The organism is Bacillus sp. FSL W8-0920 (assembly GCF_038593215.1).
In the GTDB taxonomy this organism is placed as follows: domain Bacteria; phylum Bacillota; class Bacilli; order Bacillales; family Bacillaceae; genus Bacillus; species Bacillus pumilus.
Map to the genome: position 1 here is coordinate 980,586 of NZ_CP151974.1, position 18,791 is coordinate 999,376.

Genomic DNA, 18,791 nt, shown 5'->3' on the forward strand with positions numbered 1-18,791 from the left:
ATTACTGTTAGGAGAAGACTGATTCAATACACTTTTGAAGGAGACGGCTTATGAGTTTTCATGATCAACCCATTTTACCTGCTGTACGAAATATGAAGCAATTTGAGGAATTTTTAAAAAGTCCATTTACATATGGTGTTTTACTTGATGTTCACTTAGGCCGGCTTAAGGGCATCATGAATGAGGCAAATGCTCATCACAAAAAAATGTTTGTCCATGTCGATCTCATTCACGGGATTAAACATGATGAGTATGGAACGGAATTTATTTGTCAGGAAATGAAGCCAGCAGGAATTATTTCTACTAGGTCTTCTGTCATAGTAAAAGCCAAGCAAAAAAAGGTATATGCCATTCAGCGAATGTTTTTACTTGATACGAGTGCCATGGAAAAAAGCATGGAGTTCGTCGGGAAACATCGTCCAGATTTTATTGAAGTATTGCCGGGCGTCGTGCCAGATTTAATTACAGAAGTGCGCGAGCGAACTGGGATCCCGATTTTTGCAGGCGGATTTATCCGTACAAAAGAAGATGTAGAAAGAGCGCTTGAAGCAGGGGCTACAGCAGTGACGACCTCAAATACCACCCTTTGGAAAGCGTTCCAAAAGTGAAAAGATAAAATGTGAATATTTATTGACAACGTTTTCATCCTCTGATACTATAGCACTAAGTTAATATCATGTGATGGAGAAACGGAGATCCACAACAACGCTTTACTAGGTGACAAATGACCCTGATGTAAAGTATGTTTGTTGTGGATCTTTTTCTTTATCTTTTCTACACATTCATAGGGGATGGCAACTGAACCAGAGGAGGAATTTTTCATGACACCATTTTGGGGAGAAGTCGTAGGTACAATGCTGCTCATTATTTTTGGAGGCGGTGTGTGTGCGGCAGTTAATTTAAAGAAATCACTCGCATATCAATCCGGCTGGATTGTAATCGCTTTCGGGTGGGGATTTGCAGTAGCCATTGCAGCATATGCAACTGGTGGAATTAGTGGAGCTCATTTAAACCCTGCACTCACAATTGGGCTTGCGCTAGAAGGAAGTTTTCCTTGGGCTGATGTTCCAATGTATATTGTTGGTCAAATGCTTGGCGCATTAATAGGGGCAACTATTGTCTTTTTACATTACTTACCGCACTGGAAAGCAACAGATGATCCAGGTGCAAAGCTAGGCGTATTCTCAACTGGTCCTGCGATTCCGCATACTTTTGCAAACGTACTTAGTGAAGTCATCGGTACATTTGTATTGGTTCTAGGAATTTTAGCGATTGGTGCAAATAAATTTGCAGACGGAGTCAATCCGCTGATTGTTGGTTTCTTAATTGTTGCAATTGGTCTTTCTTTAGGTGGAACAACTGGTTATGCAATTAACCCTGCACGTGATTTAGGTCCGAGAATCGCACATGCGATCTTGCCGATTCCAGGGAAAGGCCCATCGAACTGGAAGTATGCTTGGGTGCCAGTCGTTGGTCCAATTTTAGGCGGCGCATTTGGCGGTGTTTTCTACAATGCAGCCTTTAAAGCGAACGTCACTCCAGCCTTTTGGATTGTAAGCGTTATTTTAGTTGTGGTATTGTTAGGACTCTATATCACTACGAAAAACCAAACAAATGCTGTAAATGAAAGTATGTAAGGGGAGGAAAACATCATGACAAAAGAAAAATATATTCTTGCACTAGATCAAGGGACAACAAGCACAAGAGCGATCTTATTTGATCAAGAAGGCAAAATTGCACATACAACTCAAAAGGAATTTAATCAATATTTTCCGAACCCAGGCTGGGTAGAACACAATGCAAATGAAATTTGGAGCTCTGTTCTATCGGTCATTTCAACTGCTTTAATTGAATCAGGAATTGAAGCAGACCAAATCGCTGGTATCGGAATTACGAACCAACGTGAGACAGCGGTTGTTTGGGATAAACATACAGGCGCACCTATTTACAATGCAATTGTTTGGCAGTCAAGACAAACATCTGGCATTTGTGAAGAGTTAAAAGAACAAGGACACAATGAAACGTTTAGAAATAAAACAGGTCTTCTTATTGATGCTTATTTCTCAGGTACAAAGGTAAAATGGATCTTAGACAATGTTGAAGGTGCCCGTGAGAAAGCAGAAAATGGCGACTTACTGTTTGGCACAATCGATACTTGGCTTATTTGGAAGATGACAGGCGGTAAATCACACGTCACAGATTACTCCAATGCGTCAAGAACATTAATGTTCAACATTTACGATCTGAAATGGGATGAAGAATTACTTGATATCCTTGGCGTACCGGCTTCTATGCTTCCAGAGGTGAAACCATCTTCACACATTTATGGTGAAACAACTGACTATCACTTCTTCGGCAGAAATATTCCGATTGCAGGAGCGGCGGGAGATCAGCAGGCTGCTTTATTCGGTCAGGCTTGCTTTGAAGAAGGAATGGCGAAGAACACATATGGTACAGGATGTTTCATGTTGATGAATACAGGGGAAAAAGCCATTAAGTCGGATCATGGTTTATTAACGACGATTGCATGGGGCATTGACGGCAAAGTTGAATATGCTTTAGAAGGAAGTATTTTCGTTGCTGGCTCAGCGATTCAATGGCTGCGTGATGGACTCAGAATGTTTAAAGACTCGAAAGACAGCGAAGCTTATGCAGAGCGCGTTGAGTCAACAGATGGCGTATACGTCGTTCCTGCATTCGTTGGTCTAGGCACACCATACTGGGATAGTGATGTCAGAGGCGCTGTATTCGGGTTAACACGTGGTACTTCTAAAGAGCACTTTGTCCGTGCAACGTTAGAATCACTTGCTTATCAAACGAAAGATGTGTTAGATGCGATGGAAAAGGATTCAAATATTTCATTAAAAACATTGCGTGTGGATGGCGGAGCTGTAAAGAATGATTTCTTAATGGGCTTCCAAAGTGATTTACTGGATGTGCCTGTAGAGCGTCCAGAAATTAATGAAACGACGGCACTCGGTGCGGCCTATCTTGCGGGAATAGCAGTTGGCTTCTGGAACGACCGTTCAGACATTGCAAAACAGTGGAACCTTGACAAGCGCTTTGAACCTAAGATGGAGGAAGGCAGCCGTGACTCGTTATATAGCGGGTGGAAAAAGGCTGTAAAAGCAGCTCAAGCTTTCAAATAAACCAAAAGTATGATATACTTCAATTAAGTTAATAGAACGGTTGGAGAACTGGAGAGACCGCAGGCACCGAAGTGTAGAAATACGCTTTGGGTGTTTGCGGTCTCTTTTTCTTTACCGTACAACATGGGAGGAACAAGAGATGACTTTTTCTAGCTTAGAAAGAGAACAAATGCTGCAGGAAATGACAAAAAAACCATATGATGTGTTTATCATTGGTGGGGGTATTACAGGCGCGGGTACAGCACTTGATGCGGCTTCACGCGGAATGCGCGTCGGTCTTGCAGAAATGCAGGATTTCGCAGCAGGTACATCTAGCCGCTCAACGAAACTAGTGCACGGTGGACTTCGTTATTTAAAACAATTTGAAGTAAAAATGGTCGCAGAGGTCGGTAAAGAGCGTGCCATTGTATACGAAAACGGTCCTCATGTAACAACACCAGAATGGATGCTTCTTCCGATGCATAAAGGCGGGACATTCGGTAAGTTTTCAACATCCATTGGGCTTAGAGTGTATGACTTTTTAGCTGGCGTCAAGCATAACGAACGCAGAAGCATGCTGAGCGCGAAGGAAACACTTGCAAAAGAACCGCTTGTGAAAAAGGACGGCTTAAAAGGCGGCGGCTACTATGTTGAATACCGTACGGACGATGCACGCCTCACAATCGAAGTTATGAAAGAGGCTGTGAAATTCGGAGCAGAAGCGGTCAACTATGCGAAAGTAAAAGAATTTATTTATGATAAAGGCAAAGTTGTCGGTGTTGTCATTGAAGATGTCATGACGCAGAAAACATACGATGTATATGCGAAGAAAATCGTCAATGCGACAGGTCCGTGGGTCGATCAACTAAGAGACAAGGATCACTCAAAAGAAGGGAAGCACTTACAGCATACAAAAGGTATTCACTTAGTATTCGACCAATCAGTCTTCCCATTAAAACAAGCGATCTACTTTGACACACCTGATAAACGGATGGTCTTTGCGATTCCAAGAGAAGGCAAAACGTACGTTGGTACAACAGATACAGTGTACAAAAAGCAGCTGGAACATCCGCGTATGACAAAAGCAGATCGTGATTATGTCATCAATGCGATTCAATACATGTTCCCTGATCTCAATATTACAGAAAAAGATGTTGAATCTAACTGGGCTGGTCTTCGTCCACTCATTCATGAAGAGGGCAAAGACCCTTCAGAAATTTCTCGTAAGGATGAAGTATGGACATCATCTTCAGGCTTAATCACCATTGCTGGCGGTAAATTAACAGGCTACCGCAAAATGGCTGAGCATATTGTGAATCTTGTACGTGATGGACTAAAAGAAGCAACAGGCAAAGACTTTGGACCATGTAAAACAAAGCACATGCCAATTTCAGGCGGTCATGTAGGCGGATCTAAAAATATGGCTTCCTTTGTCCAAGCGAAAACAGCAGAAGGTGCATCTGTTGGTTTAACAGAACCGATTGCTCAAAAACTTGCCGAAAAATATGGCTCAAACGTCAGCAGTCTCTTCAAGCGTGTAGAGCAGCTTCAAGGTGAAGCAGACAAACGAAACATTCCAGCGTATGTACTCGCAGAGCTTGTCTATGCAATCGAAGAAGAATTAGCTGTTACTCCTGTCGATTTCTTCTTAAGAAGAACAGGAAGCCTACTATTTAATATCAACTGGGCAAAAAAATATGCACAGCCTGTCGCTGATTATATGGCAGAGCGTTTTGGCTGGGATGAAGCAGTAAAACAGAAGCATCAAACAGAATTAGATCAACTATTCCATGAAGCAGTTGTACCGCTTGATGCTGAATAAAAGAAAAGCCGATCATGCATCGGCTTTTCAGCGTGTAGACAAACCCTCGCATTCTTTGTCAGGTCTGTGCGCCGGTGCTCACGAATGTCAAATTCGCTCCGCTCCGGTGCTCGTCCTTTCTAGACTTCAAGGGTTTTCAGACTACGCTGAAAGGAAGACAAAGAACTAAAATAAAGATCATTTTAGCCCTTTGTCAGCAATAAGTAAAAGCCGATCATGCATCGGCTTTTTTATTTGTTCAGCATTTTCTTCATCTCCCAATGATATAGCATGACATAAAGGATGATTCCATATAAAATAGCAGTAGAGGTTATTTTATTGATGATAAGAGCTGGGAGGACGACCATGAGTTGGAAGACGAATTATGAGCGATGGATCAATGAGAAGCACCTGGATACTGAGCTAAGGGAATGGCTGGAGGCACATCAAGATAATCAACAAGCACTTGAAGACTGTTTCTACAAAAACCTTGAGTTCGGTACTGGAGGAATGCGCGGGGAGATTGGTGCTGGTACGAACCGAATGAATGTGTACACGGTTCGTAAAGCATCTGCAGGTCTTGCTGCGTATATTGCGAAACATGGAGAGGATGCAAAAAGAAGAGGCGTCGCCATTGCATATGATTCACGCCATAAATCGCCTGAATTTGCGATGGAAGCAGCCAAAACACTTGCCTCGCAGGGCATCCAAACATACGTGTTTGACGAACTGCGTCCAACACCGGAGCTTTCCTTTGCTGTTCGAGAGCTGAATGCATTTGCTGGGATTGTCGTAACAGCAAGTCATAATCCACCAGAATATAATGGCTATAAAGTATATGGAGAAGACGGCGGACAGCTGCCGCCACTTCAAGCAGATCAAGTCATTCAAGAAGTAGATGCAATAGAAAATGAACTGTCGATTTCAGTTGATTCAGAAGAAACGTTAAAACAACAAGGGCTGATCAACATGATCGGAGCAGAAATCGATCATGCTTATATTGAAAAATTAAAAACCATCAGTGTGCACCCTGAGCTGGCAGATGAGGTCGATGTCAAAGTCGTTTTCACACCGCTTCATGGTACGGCCAACGAGCCTGTCCGAAAAGGGCTTCAAGCTTTAGGCTATCAGCATGTAACCGTTGTACCTGAACAGGAAAGACCAGATCCACAATTTTCAACAGTGACATCGCCAAATCCAGAGGAGCATGCAGCATTTGAGTATGCGATCAAGCTTGGCGAAAAGCAGAATGCCGATATCCTCATTGCAACAGACCCAGATGCGGATAGGCTAGGTATTGCGGTCAGAGATCAAGATGGAGAGTTTACCGTCTTAACAGGCAACCAAACAGGAGCTCTATTGCTCCATTATTTATTGTCTGAAAAACAAAAGCTTGGTCAGCTGCCGCCTCGTCCCGTTGTGATGAAAACGATTGTCACAAGTGAGCTTGGGCGTGCTGTTGCTTCAGCATTTGGTGCCCATACGATTGACACGCTTACTGGTTTTAAATTTATCGGTGAAAAAATCAAGCAATTCGAAGAGAGCGGAGAATACACGTTTCAATTCGGGTACGAAGAAAGCTATGGCTATTTGATCGGTGACTTTGCTCGAGATAAAGATGCGGTGCAAGCAGCGCTGCTAGCTGTCGAAGTCGCTGCTTTCTATAAAAAACAAGGCAAGTCCTTGTACGATGCGCTAGTTGATATTTTCAAGGAGTTTGGATTTTACCGAGAAGGGTTAAAGTCGTTAACCTTAAAAGGGAAAGAAGGAGCAGAGCAAATTTCAGCAATCCTTCATACCTTTAGAACAAATCCGCCACCTGCTATCGCGGGTCAGCGCATCACTGTCATTGAGGATTACCAATCAAGTCAAAGATATCTGATTGCCGAAAAGAAAGAAGAAACCATTCACCTTCCAGCATCAAACGTGCTGAAATATTTCCTTGAGGATGGTTCGTGGTTCTGCTTAAGACCTTCCGGAACTGAGCCTAAAGTGAAATTTTATATTGCTGTCAAAGGTACATCGTTAACAGATAGCGAAGAAAAGCTGAAGCATTTGTCAGAAGAAGTGATGAAAGTCGTTTATGAAATTGTGGAAGAAACAGCTAAATAAACAAACAAGGCCATTGTGTGAATACATGATGGCTTTTTCTCCATCAAAAGGATGAGAAAAAATCATCCTTTTAGCGAAAGAACCGGCAGAATGCTCATGATATAATGAGCGTAATGAAAAGAGAAGGCAGCAAATGCCGGGGGTAAACAGTATGGGAGAATATCAAGAGAAGGTTGAAACATTAAAAACGCTAAAAGAAATTGCTGAAAAGCTAAATGAAGGCTTGGAAATAAAAGATACGCTTCATGAAGTGCTCCATATGCTGATGGATGTCACAGGCTTTCATTCCGCATGGATTTATTTTATAGAAAAAGACGGCTCGTACGAACTGATGGCAGAGGTCTCCTTACCAGAAGCGCTGGCAAAGCATCAAAAGCAGCTCATGTGTCAAAACGATTGCTATTGCATCAATCGATACACAAAGGGCTCACTCCAATCAGCCACAAACATTATGAATTGTAAACGCATCGAAACGGCGGTTAAAAAGCAGCTTGGGGATACTGAAGGAATTACACATCATGCGACGGTTCCCCTCAAAGCATGTAAGCGTACGTTCGGGTTATTGAATGTGGCGGCAAAAGGAAAAGTCACATTTACGCAAGAAGAATTGAACTTGCTTGAAAGCATTGCGCTTCAAATTGGTACCGCCATTCAACGGATGAAGCTTGTGCAAAACGAACATCAGCATGCTCTTTTGGAAGAAAGAAACCGGCTTGCACAGGACTTACATGATTCCGTTAACCAAATGCTATTTTCAGTCAGCCTGACTGCTAAAGCCGCCCGTCAAATGACAAACGATCAGAATCTAGGGGAAATGATTGATTTTATTCAGCATTTGTCACAAGATGCACTGGTTGAAATGCGGTCACTCATTTGGCAGCTAAGGCCAAGAGGACTTGAAAAAGGATTCACAACAGGGATTCAAGAGTATGCAAAACTTTTAGGATTACGCTGTACATTATCGTTATCAGGTTGTATGGAGATGGATCATACTCAGCATGAAACGTTGTTTCGGGTATGCCAGGAAGCGCTGAATAATTGTCAAAAACATGCTGAAGTAGAGGACGTTAAAGTCCAGCTGGAACAATCAAAAGACACGTTTGAGATGAAAATCATCGACCACGGTAAAGGGTTTCAGTATGACGAGCAAATGAGCCTCCCTTCACTTGGTCTGAAAGGGATGTCTGACCGTATCAAAAGAGCTGGTGGAACATTTTGTATAGAGTCTGAGCTCGGTAAAGGGACCACTATTCAAGTGAAGGTGCCATTTTCTCAAGAAAGGAAGGGGTCGTCATGAGAGTTGTCATTGCAGATGATCATCATATTGTGAGAAAAGGGCTTGTGTTTTTCCTGCAGACACAGCCTGACGTCGAAATTGTTGGTGAGGCTTCTAATGGAGAAGAAGCATTAGAAATTGTCAGACAAACGCGACCTGACATCGTTCTCATGGATTTATCGATGCCTGTAATGAATGGCATTGAGGCAACGAAACAAATGACGCTGGAAATGCCTGATACCCGCATTGTGATCCTGACAAGCTATGCGGATAAAGATTATGTTATTCCCGCCATTCAAGCAGGGGCAAAAGCCTATCAGCTCAAGGATGTAGCGCCAGAAAAACTTCTTACGACAATGATTGACGTACAAAAGGGCACCTATCAATTAGATGGTCATATCACCAATTTTCTTGTGCAGCATTTGACTGAGCCAAAAGAGCAAAAATGGGAGTTAATGAAAGAGCTGACCAATAGAGAGCGAGATGTCTTATTCGAAATTGCAAAGGGGAAAAGCAATAAAGAAATTGCCTCATCCTTGTTTATTTCTGAAAAAACTGTCAAAACGCACGTATCTCATGTATTATCAAAACTAGAGCTGGCAGATCGTACCCAAGCGGCTCTATATGCAGTGGATTATCAAAAAAGTCAGCCTAAAGAGCTGCTATAACAGAAGGGAATTTAGTCGTTATGCTAAAACTTTTAAGCGCACATTCAGTTCAATGAATTGAATAAAAAGAGCACGGTTGTTGGTTTATTTGACGTGCCCTTTTGCGTGAAAAGAGAAGCATGTTCAGTCTAATCTCTATGAGTAAAACGATAAAAGACTTGATGAGTATATGCTCATCAAGTCTTTTTTTTATTTTGAAGGAGGTGATAAACCGGCTGACTAAAGGTGAAATGATAAAAGGAGGAAATGAGCATGGAGACATATGAATTAGTGAGTGATTATCGCCATAATGAAAAATTGAAAGAAAGCTTTAATAAGCTAGCGATCAATACATTTGATTTGGATTTTAGTGACTGGTACAAAAGAGGGTATTGGGATAAAAAATATATTCCTTATTCCTTTGTCCATCACGGGAAAGTGATCTCAAACGCTTCCGTTTACCTCATGTCACTGATCATTGATGGAAAAACGTATCGAGCTGTTCAAATTGGCACGGTGATGACGGATCAAGCCTATCGCCATAAAGGATTAGCGACAAAGTTAATGGAGCATATTATGGATACGTACGAACATGATTGTGATTTGATTTTTCTTTTTGCCAATGAAACTGTACTGGATTTTTATCCAAAATTCGGCTTTACACGGTACCACGAAAGTGAGTTTAGTCTAGATATCAGCAAAAGCGCCATTCATATAAAAAAGGACATGCGTCTCAAGCAGCTGACATTGGAACATGACCTGCCATTACTTGAACAGTTCGCAGAAAAACGCCAAACGGGCTCAAAGAAATTAGACGCTAAGCATCATGGCAGCTTATTGATGTTTTATTTTACATTGGTTTGGCCGGATGCCCTTTTCTATATTGAAGCGTTGGATACGATTGTTCTGATGAATGAAGAAAATGAAACCATACATGTCTTTGATATCATTTCTCTCGAGCCACAAAATATAGAGGAAGTTGTTGCACATATTGTGAATGAAACGACGGAAAAAGTGATGTTCTATTTTACACCTGATACGTCAATTGACGGCTTACACTCGGTGAAGGCACCAAATGACGAGGATGCGCTGTTTGTTTATACAAAACAAGATTGGGTAAAAGGCCACTTTATGCTTCCAATCACTGCGCACTGCTAAATGTATGTAAAAAGGCTGATAATCAGCCTTTTTCTTTATGTGTACATCGGTTGTGAATAAACTTCAGAAGCAGCGGCCTCTGAAGCATGGTCAATGTACTGCAGGAGCCCATATAAACATTTTTCAACATCAGCATCGTTCCGGTTAAATTGATACGCGTGTAAGAAATGCTCAATACGTTTCGAGAGCAAGTCATCTTGCGTACGTACCATAAGAATAAGTAAATTATCCCATTGCGAGCGATGCGTATAATAAAGTGCTTTATCATAATCCGCCACATTCATCAAACCTTCTCCTTTCCCTTGAGAAGTCCTCATTAGTTTGCTCGGAACATATCGACATTTTCAGGGGAAAAGTTGGTGTCCGCATCAATCGTGTACCGGGAATTATAGGCTGAATAAATGCTTCATGTATGAAAATGGATCGATCAGCACAACATAAACAAAATATACATGAAAGTGAGATCAATGATATCATGCAGCCGAAATGGTGGGTGCCTTTTGCAGCGGGAATGGTTTTGTTTGGCAGTTTCATGATCCATCCTGCAACAAATGCAGCGATGCAGCCTGTTGAAAATTGGGAAAGACTTGCGTACACAGCGTTGCAAGAGGAATATGAAGGCGCCGTTTTAAACGATTATCAATATATCGGGCGTACACAAGTAAATGAAGATCAGACAAAAGATGTCTTTCGCGTCACCGTGAAGGAAGGCTCAACGCTTTTTGCTGCGCATGCAGAAATCTATTTTCACCCGGTGACCGGTCATTTGATTAGTATTAACGTATTCCGGTTATAAAAAAAGCACCTCTTTATTAGAGGTGCCCTTTCCGGATCAATTATTTCATGCTTCCTTGAAGGTATGAGCGGATATCCACACCAAGTGAATCGGCTAATCGTTGTCCGTAGTCTTCATCTGCACGATAGAAGTTGCAGATCGCAAGTAATTTTGTTTTGTCATTTACATCTTTCAGGTCAGCTGTTAGGTTTTTGATCAATGCTTGTTTCTCTTCTTCTGAATAGCTTCGATATTTTTCCCCAGCTTGTTTGAAATCGTTTGGTTTTTCAATTTTTTGTCTCACCATACGATCACCGTGAAGAACTTGTTCACTTTCTTTGTAGTGAGGATTTTCTTTTGGCTGATCATCGTAACGGTTTGGTTCATAGTTAATATGACCGCTTGGACGAGTCGTTGTCATAAAGCCATCCTGCTGATTATTGTGTACAGGTGCATAAGGACAGTTCACCGGAATGCGCATATAGTTGGCACCAAGACGATGACGCTGCGTATCTGGATAAGAGAACAGACGACCTTGAAGCAATTTATCTTCAGATGCTTCAATTCCTGGAACAAGTGCACTTGGTGTGAAAGCAGCTTGCTCTGTTTCAGCAAAGAAGTTCTCAGGATTGCGGTTCAGTGTCATGCGTCCTACTTTTTGAAGCGGGTAATCTTCTTCGCTCCATGTCTTTGTTGGATCACATGGATCATAATCAAGATCATCATAATCGCTAAGCGGCATCAACTGGACATATAAATCCCATGCTGGGTAGTTGCCATTTTCAATGCGGTCATATAAATCTCTTGTCGCATGCTGGAAATCATTCGCTTGGGTTTCTGCTGCTTCTTCCATAGATAAATTACGAATACCTTCTGAAGGTCTCCAGTGATATTTCACATATTTTGTTTCACCATATTTGTTGACCCATCTAAATGTATGCACACCAGAACCGCGCATTTCAGCGTAGCTCGCAGGGATTCCTTCATCAGAGAAGAGCCATGTGAGCATATGAGTGGATTCAGGTGTTAAGGTCATAAAATCCCAATAACGGTCAGGATCTTGGATATTGGTTACAGGATCTGGCTTGAGAGAGTGAACCATATCAGGGAATTTCAATGCATCACGTATAAAGAAGATCGGCAAGTTGTTACCAACTAGATCATAGTTGCCTTCTTCTGTGTAAAATTTGACAGCAAAGCCGCGCGGATCACGCAATGTTTCAGGTGAACCTTTAGGATGAATAACTGTTGAGAAGCGAACAAAAACATCTGTCTGTTTTCCTTCTTCACTTAAGAAGGCTGCTTTTGTATGTTTCTCCATACTATTTTCAACTTCAAACACACCATAAGCGCCGGCGCCTCTCGCATGAACAACACGCTCTGGAATACGTTCACGATCGAAGTGTGCAAGTTTTTCAATCAAATGGTAATCATCAAGAAATGTAGGTCCGCGGTGACCAGCTGTTCTTGAGTTTTGGTTATCGCCAACAGGTACGCCTTGGTTCGTTGTCAAATTTTTATGATTTGAATTTGTCATTCTTTTCTCCTCCTGTAAACAAAAAAATGGTTTCTAGCAATCTATATACCCTAATTATATTGAATCAAACATGATAGTCAATATCTATTTATAATAATTTTAAATTAATTATTATTACAAGAAGGTAAAGAAAAAGACGAAAGAATAGAATTCTTTCGCCTAAAGGAGGAGCTCTCTAAGAGCATCTTTGTTTTGAGTTAAGTCTTTTAATGTGTATTGGTCAAGAACGCGCAAGTAAGCAGTAAGTGCTTCATGAAGTACATGCTTTAATGAACAAATCGGGGAAATGATACAGCTGTTTTTCCTTGGATCAAAGCATTCAACCATGACTAAATCATCCTCTGTATAACGGACAACCTCTCCAATGTTAATGCTTTCTGGGCTTTTCCCAAGCCTAATTCCGCCATTTCTTCCACGGATCGTTTCAACATAGCCGCGTTTTCCAAGATGATAAATCACCTTTGTCAGATGATTTTTAGAGATGCCATAAACATCGGCGATCTGCTGAATATTTGACAGTTCATTGTTCTCTCTTGATGCTAAATAAATGAGTACTCTTAATGAGAAATCTGTATAATTCGTTAGTTTCATTTTGACGACCTCTAAACCTGATAGAGTTTTGTATCATCGTAACACATTTTAGACAAAAACTGTTCGAGAAAGTGTTAAATGTGTCAACATTTAAAACATGTATTATAAATATTGCTTTTATAAGCTGTCATCCGTTACGATAAAGATGTATTTAAAATACATCTTTTGAAAGAAGGAATGACGATGTTATCTATAGATCAAATGAATGCTATTAAACAATCAGCCCCTCTATTAAAAGGCGAGGGAACCAACCTTGTGACTGTTTTTTATCAAAATATGATTCGTCAGCATCCAGAGCTACTCAATCAATTTAATCAAACAAACCTCATGAACGGAAGTCAGCCAGAGGCGCTTGCTGCGACACTATACCAAGCTGCACTGCACATCGATCGATTAGAAGAATTACTTCCTGCGGTCAAACAGATTGCCCATAAGCATGTCAGTGTGATGGTCAAAAAAGAGCAATATCCAATCGTCGGATATTACCTAATTGAAGCGATGAAAGAAGTGTTTGGTTTAACGGAAAAAGATGACACGCTTTTAGCTTGGAAGGCCGCATATGACATCATTGCAAATATTTTTATCACGATTGAAGCAGAAATGATGGAGGTGAATGTAAAGCAACCAGGTGGATGGGCAGATGTGAAGCCATTTGTGATAAAGAAAAAGGTACAGGAATCTCCAGCGCTGATCTCCTTTTACTTAGTACCAAAAGATGAATCAGAGCTGCCAATGTTTGAAGCAGGTCAATATATTACGGTTCAGGCAGATATGCCAGGTGAGGCTTATATGTGTAGCAGACAATACAGCTTATCAGATCACCATCATCCATCCTATTACCGCATCACAGTGAAGCGCGATGGTCATGTGTCTACATTTTTGCATGATGAAATGGAAGAAGGAGACGTTCTTCAAGTGAGTATGCCGCAGGGAATGTTCTGCTTGCAAGAAGCCACAAAAGAGCCTGTTTATTTCATTAGTGCTGGTTCTGGAGTCACGCCAATGATCGGTTTATTGAAAACAGCAGCGCAAAACAGCCATCCATTTACAATGATTTATGCAGATCGATTAGAGGATGTCACCGCTTTTGAAAATGAATTTGAAAGCGTTCTAGCATCAGCTCCGCATGGCCGCATCATCTTATGTAATGAACAATTTGCGAAGTCTGGTAAGGGTGAGCTTGTTGAAAAGGCAGCTTCCCGCATTGACCGTCTATTTCTTCAATCAGTGGTTGGAGAAGGGAAAGGCCAATTTTATCTATGCGGATCCCCGGTGTTTACACAGGAGATGATTTATATACTAAAAGAGCTGGGAATTCCAGAACAGAATATACATTTCGAGTCATTCGGCGGGCAATCCACAAAAGAAATGGAAGTCGTCTAAACGAATGGCGGAACATCATGTTTTTTTAGATACGCTCATATAGTAGGGATAAGTCCGATGAGGAGGGATGGTTTCCTTGAGCGTATCAGAAAAACGTCTTTTACAAAGAGCCATTGATGAAATTACAGAAATTGCAGAAGGATTTGGTCTAGATTTTTATCCGATGAGGTATGAAATCTGTCCCGCGGAAATAATTTATACGTTCGGTGCATACGGAATGCCAACACGATTCAGCCACTGGAGCTTCGGGAAACAATTTCATAAAATGAAGCTTCATTATGATTTAGGATTAAGCAAAATTTATGAGCTGGTCATCAATTCAAATCCTTGCTACGCCTTTCTACTTGATAACAACACGCTTGTTCAGAATAAATTAATTGTGGCTCATGTACTGGCACACTGTGATTTCTTCAAAAATAATTGCCGTTTCCAAAACACAAAACGAGACATGGTAGAAAGCATGTCAGCTGCGGCAGAGCGGATCAAAGAATATGAGCATCTTCATGGAACAAAAGAAGTTGAATCCTTTTTAGACGCCGTATTGGCTCTTCAGGAGCATATTGATCCGTCTCTTGTTCGTTCAAAACTAAGCTGGAATATCGGCGATGAAGAAGAATATGAAGATGACCAACCAAAGCGTCAGACGCCGTATGATGATTTGTGGGGAATGGATGAGCCGAAAATACGTGAGAAAAAGAAAATCGCCAAGCCATTTCCGCCAAAGCCGGAAAAAGATATTTTACTCTTTATTGAGGCGCACTCCCGGGAGTTAGAGCCGTGGCAGCGCGACGTCCTCACGATGCTGAGGGAGGAAATGCTCTATTTTTGGCCTCAGCTAGAAACAAAGATTATGAATGAAGGCTGGGCATCGTATTGGCATCAGCGGATAATGCGAGAGCTTGATTTGGATTCAAATGAATCGATTGAGTTTGCCAAATTAAATGCTGGCGTGGTGCAGCCGTCAAAAACAGGCATCAATCCTTACTATTTAGGTTTGAAGATTTTTGAAGATATCGAAGAGCGCTATGACAACCCATGTGAAGAATTAAAAAAAGCAGGGGTGACAGAAGGATCGGGCCGCAGCAAAATGTTTGAAGTAAGGGAGATTGAATCAGATATTTCCTTCATTCGAAATTACTTAACAAAAGACCTTGTGATGAGAGAAGATTTGTACTTGTTTCAAAAACAAGGGAGAGATTATAAAGTCATCGATAAAGAATGGAAGGCTGTTCGTGATCAGCTAGTCAGCATGAGGGTCAATGGCGGCTTTCCTTATTTGACCGTGATGGATGGCGACTATTTAAAAAACAATGAACTCTATATTAAACATTGGTATGAGGGCATTGAACTAGATCTGAAATACTTAGAAAAAGTACTCCCATATTTGCATCAGCTATGGGGAAGAAGTGTGCATATCGAATCCATTCTTGAAGGAAAAGAAGTCATGTTTTCGTATGATGGAAAAGGAGTTCATAGAAAATATCTCGCATAAAAAAACAAAAAAAGATGTCTCTTAGCAGACATCTTAGATTGGTGACAAAGTGCTAAAATGATTTTTATTTTAGCACTTTGTCTTCTTTTCAGCGTGATAGAAAACCTTTGAAGTCTAGGAAGGGCAGCTACTTTTGCGGAGCGAATTTGACATTCGTGAGCACCGGCGCGCAGACCTGACAACGAATGCGAGGGTTTGTCTACACGCTGAGATGTCTCTTAGCAGACATCTTTTTTGTCAGTTTTATTGGTTTTTCAGCAGCTTGAAAAGGTGTTTTGCTTGATCGGTGTTTTCCATCAGACCTTTTAGCTTTTGGCTTGTTGGGCCATACGCAAAGAATGGCACTTCATCGCCCGTATGACCTGATGTGGTCCAGCCTGTATGTGATCTCACGTTGATCACTTCTTCAATCGCATCATCAATTTTAACAGTATCCTTTGTTTCAGCGGCCTTTTGAATAGAGGCCATTTCTTCTGTTGTGAAATCAAGATCGATATATTGTTTCAGCGCTGATTCAACAGGCATGCCACTGACGATTTTGTTTGCGATAAAATCTGGGGTCTTTTTCGCTGCTTTTACCGGTTTGTAATCCCAGCTACCTGAGCCGTCTGCCCCAAAGGAAAGTCCGCCAGTTGAATGATCGGCAGTGGTGATGACTAACGTATTTTTATCCTTTTTTGCAAAACGAATCGCTTCTTCAAATGCTTTTTCAAAATCCTTCATTTCACTCATGGCACTCACAATATCATGATCATGTCCTGCCCAGTCAATTTGGCTGCCTTCGACCATAAGGAAAAATCCATTTTTGTTTTTAGACAGCTGTTTAATGGCTGAGGATGTCATGTCTTGCAGGGAAGGGGTCTTTTTATCACGATCAATCGCTTTATCAAGACCGCCATCAGCAAAAATGCCTAACACCTTTTGGTTTTTGTTTTTTTGTAAGGCATCTTTATTGGTGACATAATCATATCCGGCTTGCTTAAATTCCTTCGTTAAATCACGATCCTTTCGGACAAAATCGACGAGACCTCCGCCAAGCATGACATCGACTGTATGCTGTTTACCGATTTTTTCATCGAAGAAATCATCAGCGATGGCTGCTGTGTTTTTTCTCGATACATCGTGAGCCGCATACGCAGCAGGGGTGGCATTTGTTAATTCAGAGGTCACGACAAGACCCGTCGATTTTCCTTTGCGTTTGGCTTCTTCTAAAACGGTTTTTAATTTTTTGCCGTTTTTGTTTACACCAATGGCATTGTTGTATGTCTTTTTACCAGTTGCCATAGCTGTACCAGCTGCGGCAGAATCAGTGATATTGCTTTTCGAGTCGTTAGGGTATGTTTTATGCATGCCAGTAAGGTAAGGGTCAAACGCTGTTTGCTTTGAAAGGTCTCCGTTGTGCTTAAATGAACGGTAAGTTGAAAGATACGGTGTTCCCATGCCATCCCCGATCAGCACGATCACATTTTGTACGTCATTTTTTGGCTTCTTTTTAGCCTCTGCTTTGTCAGCCTGTCCAAATTCAATTCCTGAAAAAATGCCAATCGATAGCACAGATGCTGCCGCCACTGCAGCGATTTTCGTTTTCGAGCTTTTCAACACACTCATTCATTTTGCCTCCTCAATGTTTATGTATCGCTCTTACGTTTACAATGGTAGAGCAGAATTGTGGATTCCCATTTACAGGATCGTAAAGTTCCCTTTAAAATTGTAAAGGCCCACTTTACATAGAATGAGCCAAAAAGAGAAATGAATGTATCATTTATCCATGACAAGATGCGTTTATTTTGTCATGATTGTGTAATGAAAATGAAATAAAAAGAACCCTAAAAAAAAATAAATTTTGCCGAATTAATAAGCATAATGTCGTAGGAAGTCAAGACTATTTCTTCTGGTATTTGATCCTTATAATAGTAAGTAGATAAAAATTCGGATCTCGATAGATACATACAGGAGGAACAAATGAAAAAACAATTGATCACAGCTGCAAGTGCAGTTTTACTTGGGACGACATTATTTGCCGGAGCTGCCTCAGCACAATCAGTAAAAGTTCAAAAAGGTGACTCTCTTTCTGTTTTAGCGAAAAAATATAAGACAAGCGTGAGCAAGATTAAATCAGACAATAAGCTGAAATCTAACACGATTTATGTTGGACAAACGTTAAAAGTAAATGGTACTGCCGCAAAAAAAACAATGAAAACATCCAAAACAACAACAAAAGTAAAAGCGGCGTCAGCCACAGCCACTCATAAAGTTGTGAAAGGTGATACATTATCTAAAATCGGCAAAAAGTACGGCATGACTGTAAAAGAGCTGAAATCGTTAAATAAACTCAAAACAAACCTGATCAAAATTGGGCAAAAGCTAAAGGTCAAAAAGTCGTCTAAAAAAGTGAAGACAACACCTGTTAAAGAAAAAACAGTTTCTGCTTCTTCTTTAAACACGTCTAAGCTTGTATCGGATGCTAAAGCGCACAATGGCACACCATATAGATGGGGTGGAACGACACCAAAGGGCTTTGATTGCAGCGGGTTTATGTGGTATATCATTAACAAACAAAAAAAGATTTCGAGACAAACAACTGAAGGTTTTTGGGGATCAATGAAAAGCGTATCTTCTCCAAAGGTTGGCGATTTTGTGTTCTTTACAACATATAAATCGGGTCCGTCTCACATGGGTGTCTACATTGGAAACAACAAGTTTATTCATGCTGCTTCCGATGGTGTGACGATCAGTGATATGAATTCAAGCTACTGGAAGCCGATTTACCTTGGAGCGAAAACTTTTGTAAACTAATTTATTTTAAGAGACTGCTGATGAAGCAGTCTTTTTTATTTGCGCTGTAGACTTAAGAACATAAATCGATATTCAAAAAAGCCCGTGCGACTTGG

At 41.1% G+C, this 18,791-nt stretch carries 16 protein-coding genes; 12 read left to right on the forward strand and 4 right to left on the reverse strand.

The window, feature by feature from the left end:
* Positions 1-50: 50 nt before the first annotated feature.
* The 8 genes from NSS78_RS04740 to NSS78_RS04775 all read left to right on the forward strand — a co-directional run bounded on the left by NSS78_RS04740 (position 51) and on the right by NSS78_RS04775 (position 10,122).
* Positions 51-608: a glycerol-3-phosphate responsive antiterminator gene (locus NSS78_RS04740; RefSeq protein WP_003212480.1), complete on the forward strand. Its 558-nt coding sequence runs from the start codon at positions 51-53 to the stop codon at positions 606-608.
* Between the two features lie 213 nt (positions 609-821).
* On the forward strand, positions 822-1,637 hold the full coding sequence (locus tag NSS78_RS04745) for an MIP/aquaporin family protein (protein ID WP_003211784.1): 816 nt from the start codon (positions 822-824) through the stop codon (positions 1,635-1,637).
* Between the two features lie 15 nt (positions 1,638-1,652).
* A complete protein-coding gene (glpK, locus tag NSS78_RS04750; protein ID WP_003212099.1) occupies positions 1,653-3,149 on the forward strand; it encodes a glycerol kinase GlpK in 1,497 nt (498 codons plus the stop codon).
* A 139-nt stretch (positions 3,150-3,288) separates the two neighbouring features.
* Positions 3,289-4,950 carry a glycerol-3-phosphate dehydrogenase gene (glpD, locus tag NSS78_RS04755; RefSeq protein ID WP_309216306.1) on the forward strand — a complete coding sequence of 554 codons (1,662 nt, stop codon included), beginning with the start codon at positions 3,289-3,291 and terminating at the stop codon, positions 4,948-4,950.
* A 345-nt stretch (positions 4,951-5,295) separates the two neighbouring features.
* Positions 5,296-7,041 (forward strand): phospho-sugar mutase, encoded by a 1,746-nt coding sequence (locus NSS78_RS04760; protein WP_212046123.1) that lies wholly within the window; start codon positions 5,296-5,298, stop codon positions 7,039-7,041.
* Between the two features lie 151 nt (positions 7,042-7,192).
* Positions 7,193-8,338: a GAF domain-containing sensor histidine kinase gene (locus tag NSS78_RS04765; RefSeq protein WP_050945426.1), complete on the forward strand. Its 1,146-nt coding sequence runs from the start codon at positions 7,193-7,195 to the stop codon at positions 8,336-8,338.
* Positions 8,335-8,985, forward strand: a complete 651-nt coding sequence (locus NSS78_RS04770) for a response regulator transcription factor (RefSeq protein WP_003212112.1) — start codon at positions 8,335-8,337, stop codon at positions 8,983-8,985. Before NSS78_RS04765 ends, NSS78_RS04770 begins: the two co-directional genes overlap by 4 nt.
* Before the next feature lie 252 nt (positions 8,986-9,237).
* A complete protein-coding gene (locus NSS78_RS04775; protein ID WP_050945425.1) occupies positions 9,238-10,122 on the forward strand; it encodes a GNAT family N-acetyltransferase in 885 nt (294 codons plus the stop codon).
* Positions 10,123-10,157: 35 nt separating this feature from the next.
* Here NSS78_RS04775 and NSS78_RS04780 read toward each other — a convergent pair whose 3' ends face one another.
* A complete protein-coding gene (locus NSS78_RS04780; protein ID WP_024426598.1) occupies positions 10,158-10,406 on the reverse strand; it encodes a YhdB family protein in 249 nt (82 codons plus the stop codon).
* 128 nt (positions 10,407-10,534) lie between these two features.
* On the opposite strand from NSS78_RS04780, the gene NSS78_RS04785 reads away from it, so the two are divergent.
* Positions 10,535-10,918: a YqzG/YhdC family protein gene (locus tag NSS78_RS04785; RefSeq protein ID WP_050945424.1), complete on the forward strand. Its 384-nt coding sequence runs from the start codon at positions 10,535-10,537 to the stop codon at positions 10,916-10,918.
* Between the two features lie 40 nt (positions 10,919-10,958).
* On the opposite strand, the gene NSS78_RS04790 is transcribed toward NSS78_RS04785, so the two are convergent.
* Together NSS78_RS04790 and NSS78_RS04795 are read right to left on the reverse strand one after the other, a co-directional pair.
* Positions 10,959-12,434 (reverse strand): catalase, encoded by a 1,476-nt coding sequence (locus NSS78_RS04790; RefSeq protein ID WP_050945423.1) that lies wholly within the window; start codon positions 12,432-12,434, stop codon positions 10,959-10,961.
* A gap of 159 nt (positions 12,435-12,593) precedes the next feature.
* On the reverse strand, positions 12,594-13,025 hold the full coding sequence (locus NSS78_RS04795) for an Rrf2 family transcriptional regulator (protein ID WP_050945422.1): 432 nt from the start codon (positions 13,023-13,025) through the stop codon (positions 12,594-12,596).
* Between the two features lie 183 nt (positions 13,026-13,208).
* Here NSS78_RS04795 and NSS78_RS04800 point away from each other — a divergent pair, with 183 nt between their 5' ends.
* Together NSS78_RS04800 and NSS78_RS04805 are read left to right on the forward strand one after the other, a co-directional pair.
* Positions 13,209-14,408 (forward strand): globin domain-containing protein, encoded by a 1,200-nt coding sequence (locus tag NSS78_RS04800; RefSeq protein WP_212046122.1) that lies wholly within the window; start codon positions 13,209-13,211, stop codon positions 14,406-14,408.
* Between the two features lie 76 nt (positions 14,409-14,484).
* Positions 14,485-15,900 carry a SpoVR family protein gene (locus NSS78_RS04805; protein ID WP_050945420.1) on the forward strand — a complete coding sequence of 472 codons (1,416 nt, stop codon included), beginning with the start codon at positions 14,485-14,487 and terminating at the stop codon, positions 15,898-15,900.
* 243 nt (positions 15,901-16,143) lie between these two features.
* On the opposite strand, the gene NSS78_RS04810 is transcribed toward NSS78_RS04805, so the two are convergent.
* Positions 16,144-17,508 (reverse strand): alkaline phosphatase, encoded by a 1,365-nt coding sequence (locus NSS78_RS04810; protein WP_212046121.1) that lies wholly within the window; start codon positions 17,506-17,508, stop codon positions 16,144-16,146.
* 354 nt (positions 17,509-17,862) lie between these two features.
* Here NSS78_RS04810 and NSS78_RS04815 point away from each other — a divergent pair, with 354 nt between their 5' ends.
* Positions 17,863-18,696 (forward strand): C40 family peptidase, encoded by an 834-nt coding sequence (locus tag NSS78_RS04815; protein WP_212046120.1) that lies wholly within the window; start codon positions 17,863-17,865, stop codon positions 18,694-18,696.
* Positions 18,697-18,791 lie beyond the last annotated feature (95 nt).

What these genes read in the sequence shown, in the direction of transcription:
- NSS78_RS04740 (WP_003212480.1), top strand. Translation starts at nt 51, where the DNA reads ATGAGTTTTCATGATCAACCCATTTTACCTGCTGTACGAAATATGAAG.
- NSS78_RS04745 (WP_003211784.1), top strand. Translation starts at nt 822, where the DNA reads ATGACACCATTTTGGGGAGAAGTCGTAGGTACAATGCTGCTCATTATT.
- glpK (WP_003212099.1), top strand. Translation starts at nt 1,653, where the DNA reads ATGACAAAAGAAAAATATATTCTTGCACTAGATCAAGGGACAACAAGC.
- glpD (WP_309216306.1), top strand. Translation starts at nt 3,289, where the DNA reads ATGACTTTTTCTAGCTTAGAAAGAGAACAAATGCTGCAGGAAATGACA.
- NSS78_RS04760 (WP_212046123.1), top strand. Translation starts at nt 5,296, where the DNA reads ATGAGTTGGAAGACGAATTATGAGCGATGGATCAATGAGAAGCACCTG.
- NSS78_RS04765 (WP_050945426.1), top strand. Translation starts at nt 7,193, where the DNA reads ATGGGAGAATATCAAGAGAAGGTTGAAACATTAAAAACGCTAAAAGAA.
- NSS78_RS04770 (WP_003212112.1), top strand. Translation starts at nt 8,335, where the DNA reads ATGAGAGTTGTCATTGCAGATGATCATCATATTGTGAGAAAAGGGCTT.
- NSS78_RS04775 (WP_050945425.1), top strand. Translation starts at nt 9,238, where the DNA reads ATGGAGACATATGAATTAGTGAGTGATTATCGCCATAATGAAAAATTG.
- NSS78_RS04780 (WP_024426598.1), bottom strand. Translation starts at nt 10,406, where the DNA reads ATGAATGTGGCGGATTATGATAAAGCACTTTATTATACGCATCGCTCG.
- NSS78_RS04785 (WP_050945424.1), top strand. Translation starts at nt 10,535, where the DNA reads ATGAAAATGGATCGATCAGCACAACATAAACAAAATATACATGAAAGT.
- NSS78_RS04790 (WP_050945423.1), bottom strand. Translation starts at nt 12,434, where the DNA reads ATGACAAATTCAAATCATAAAAATTTGACAACGAACCAAGGCGTACCT.
- NSS78_RS04795 (WP_050945422.1), bottom strand. Translation starts at nt 13,025, where the DNA reads ATGAAACTAACGAATTATACAGATTTCTCATTAAGAGTACTCATTTAT.
- NSS78_RS04800 (WP_212046122.1), top strand. Translation starts at nt 13,209, where the DNA reads ATGTTATCTATAGATCAAATGAATGCTATTAAACAATCAGCCCCTCTA.
- NSS78_RS04810 (WP_212046121.1), bottom strand. Translation starts at nt 17,508, where the DNA reads ATGAGTGTGTTGAAAAGCTCGAAAACGAAAATCGCTGCAGTGGCGGCA.
- NSS78_RS04815 (WP_212046120.1), top strand. Translation starts at nt 17,863, where the DNA reads ATGAAAAAACAATTGATCACAGCTGCAAGTGCAGTTTTACTTGGGACG.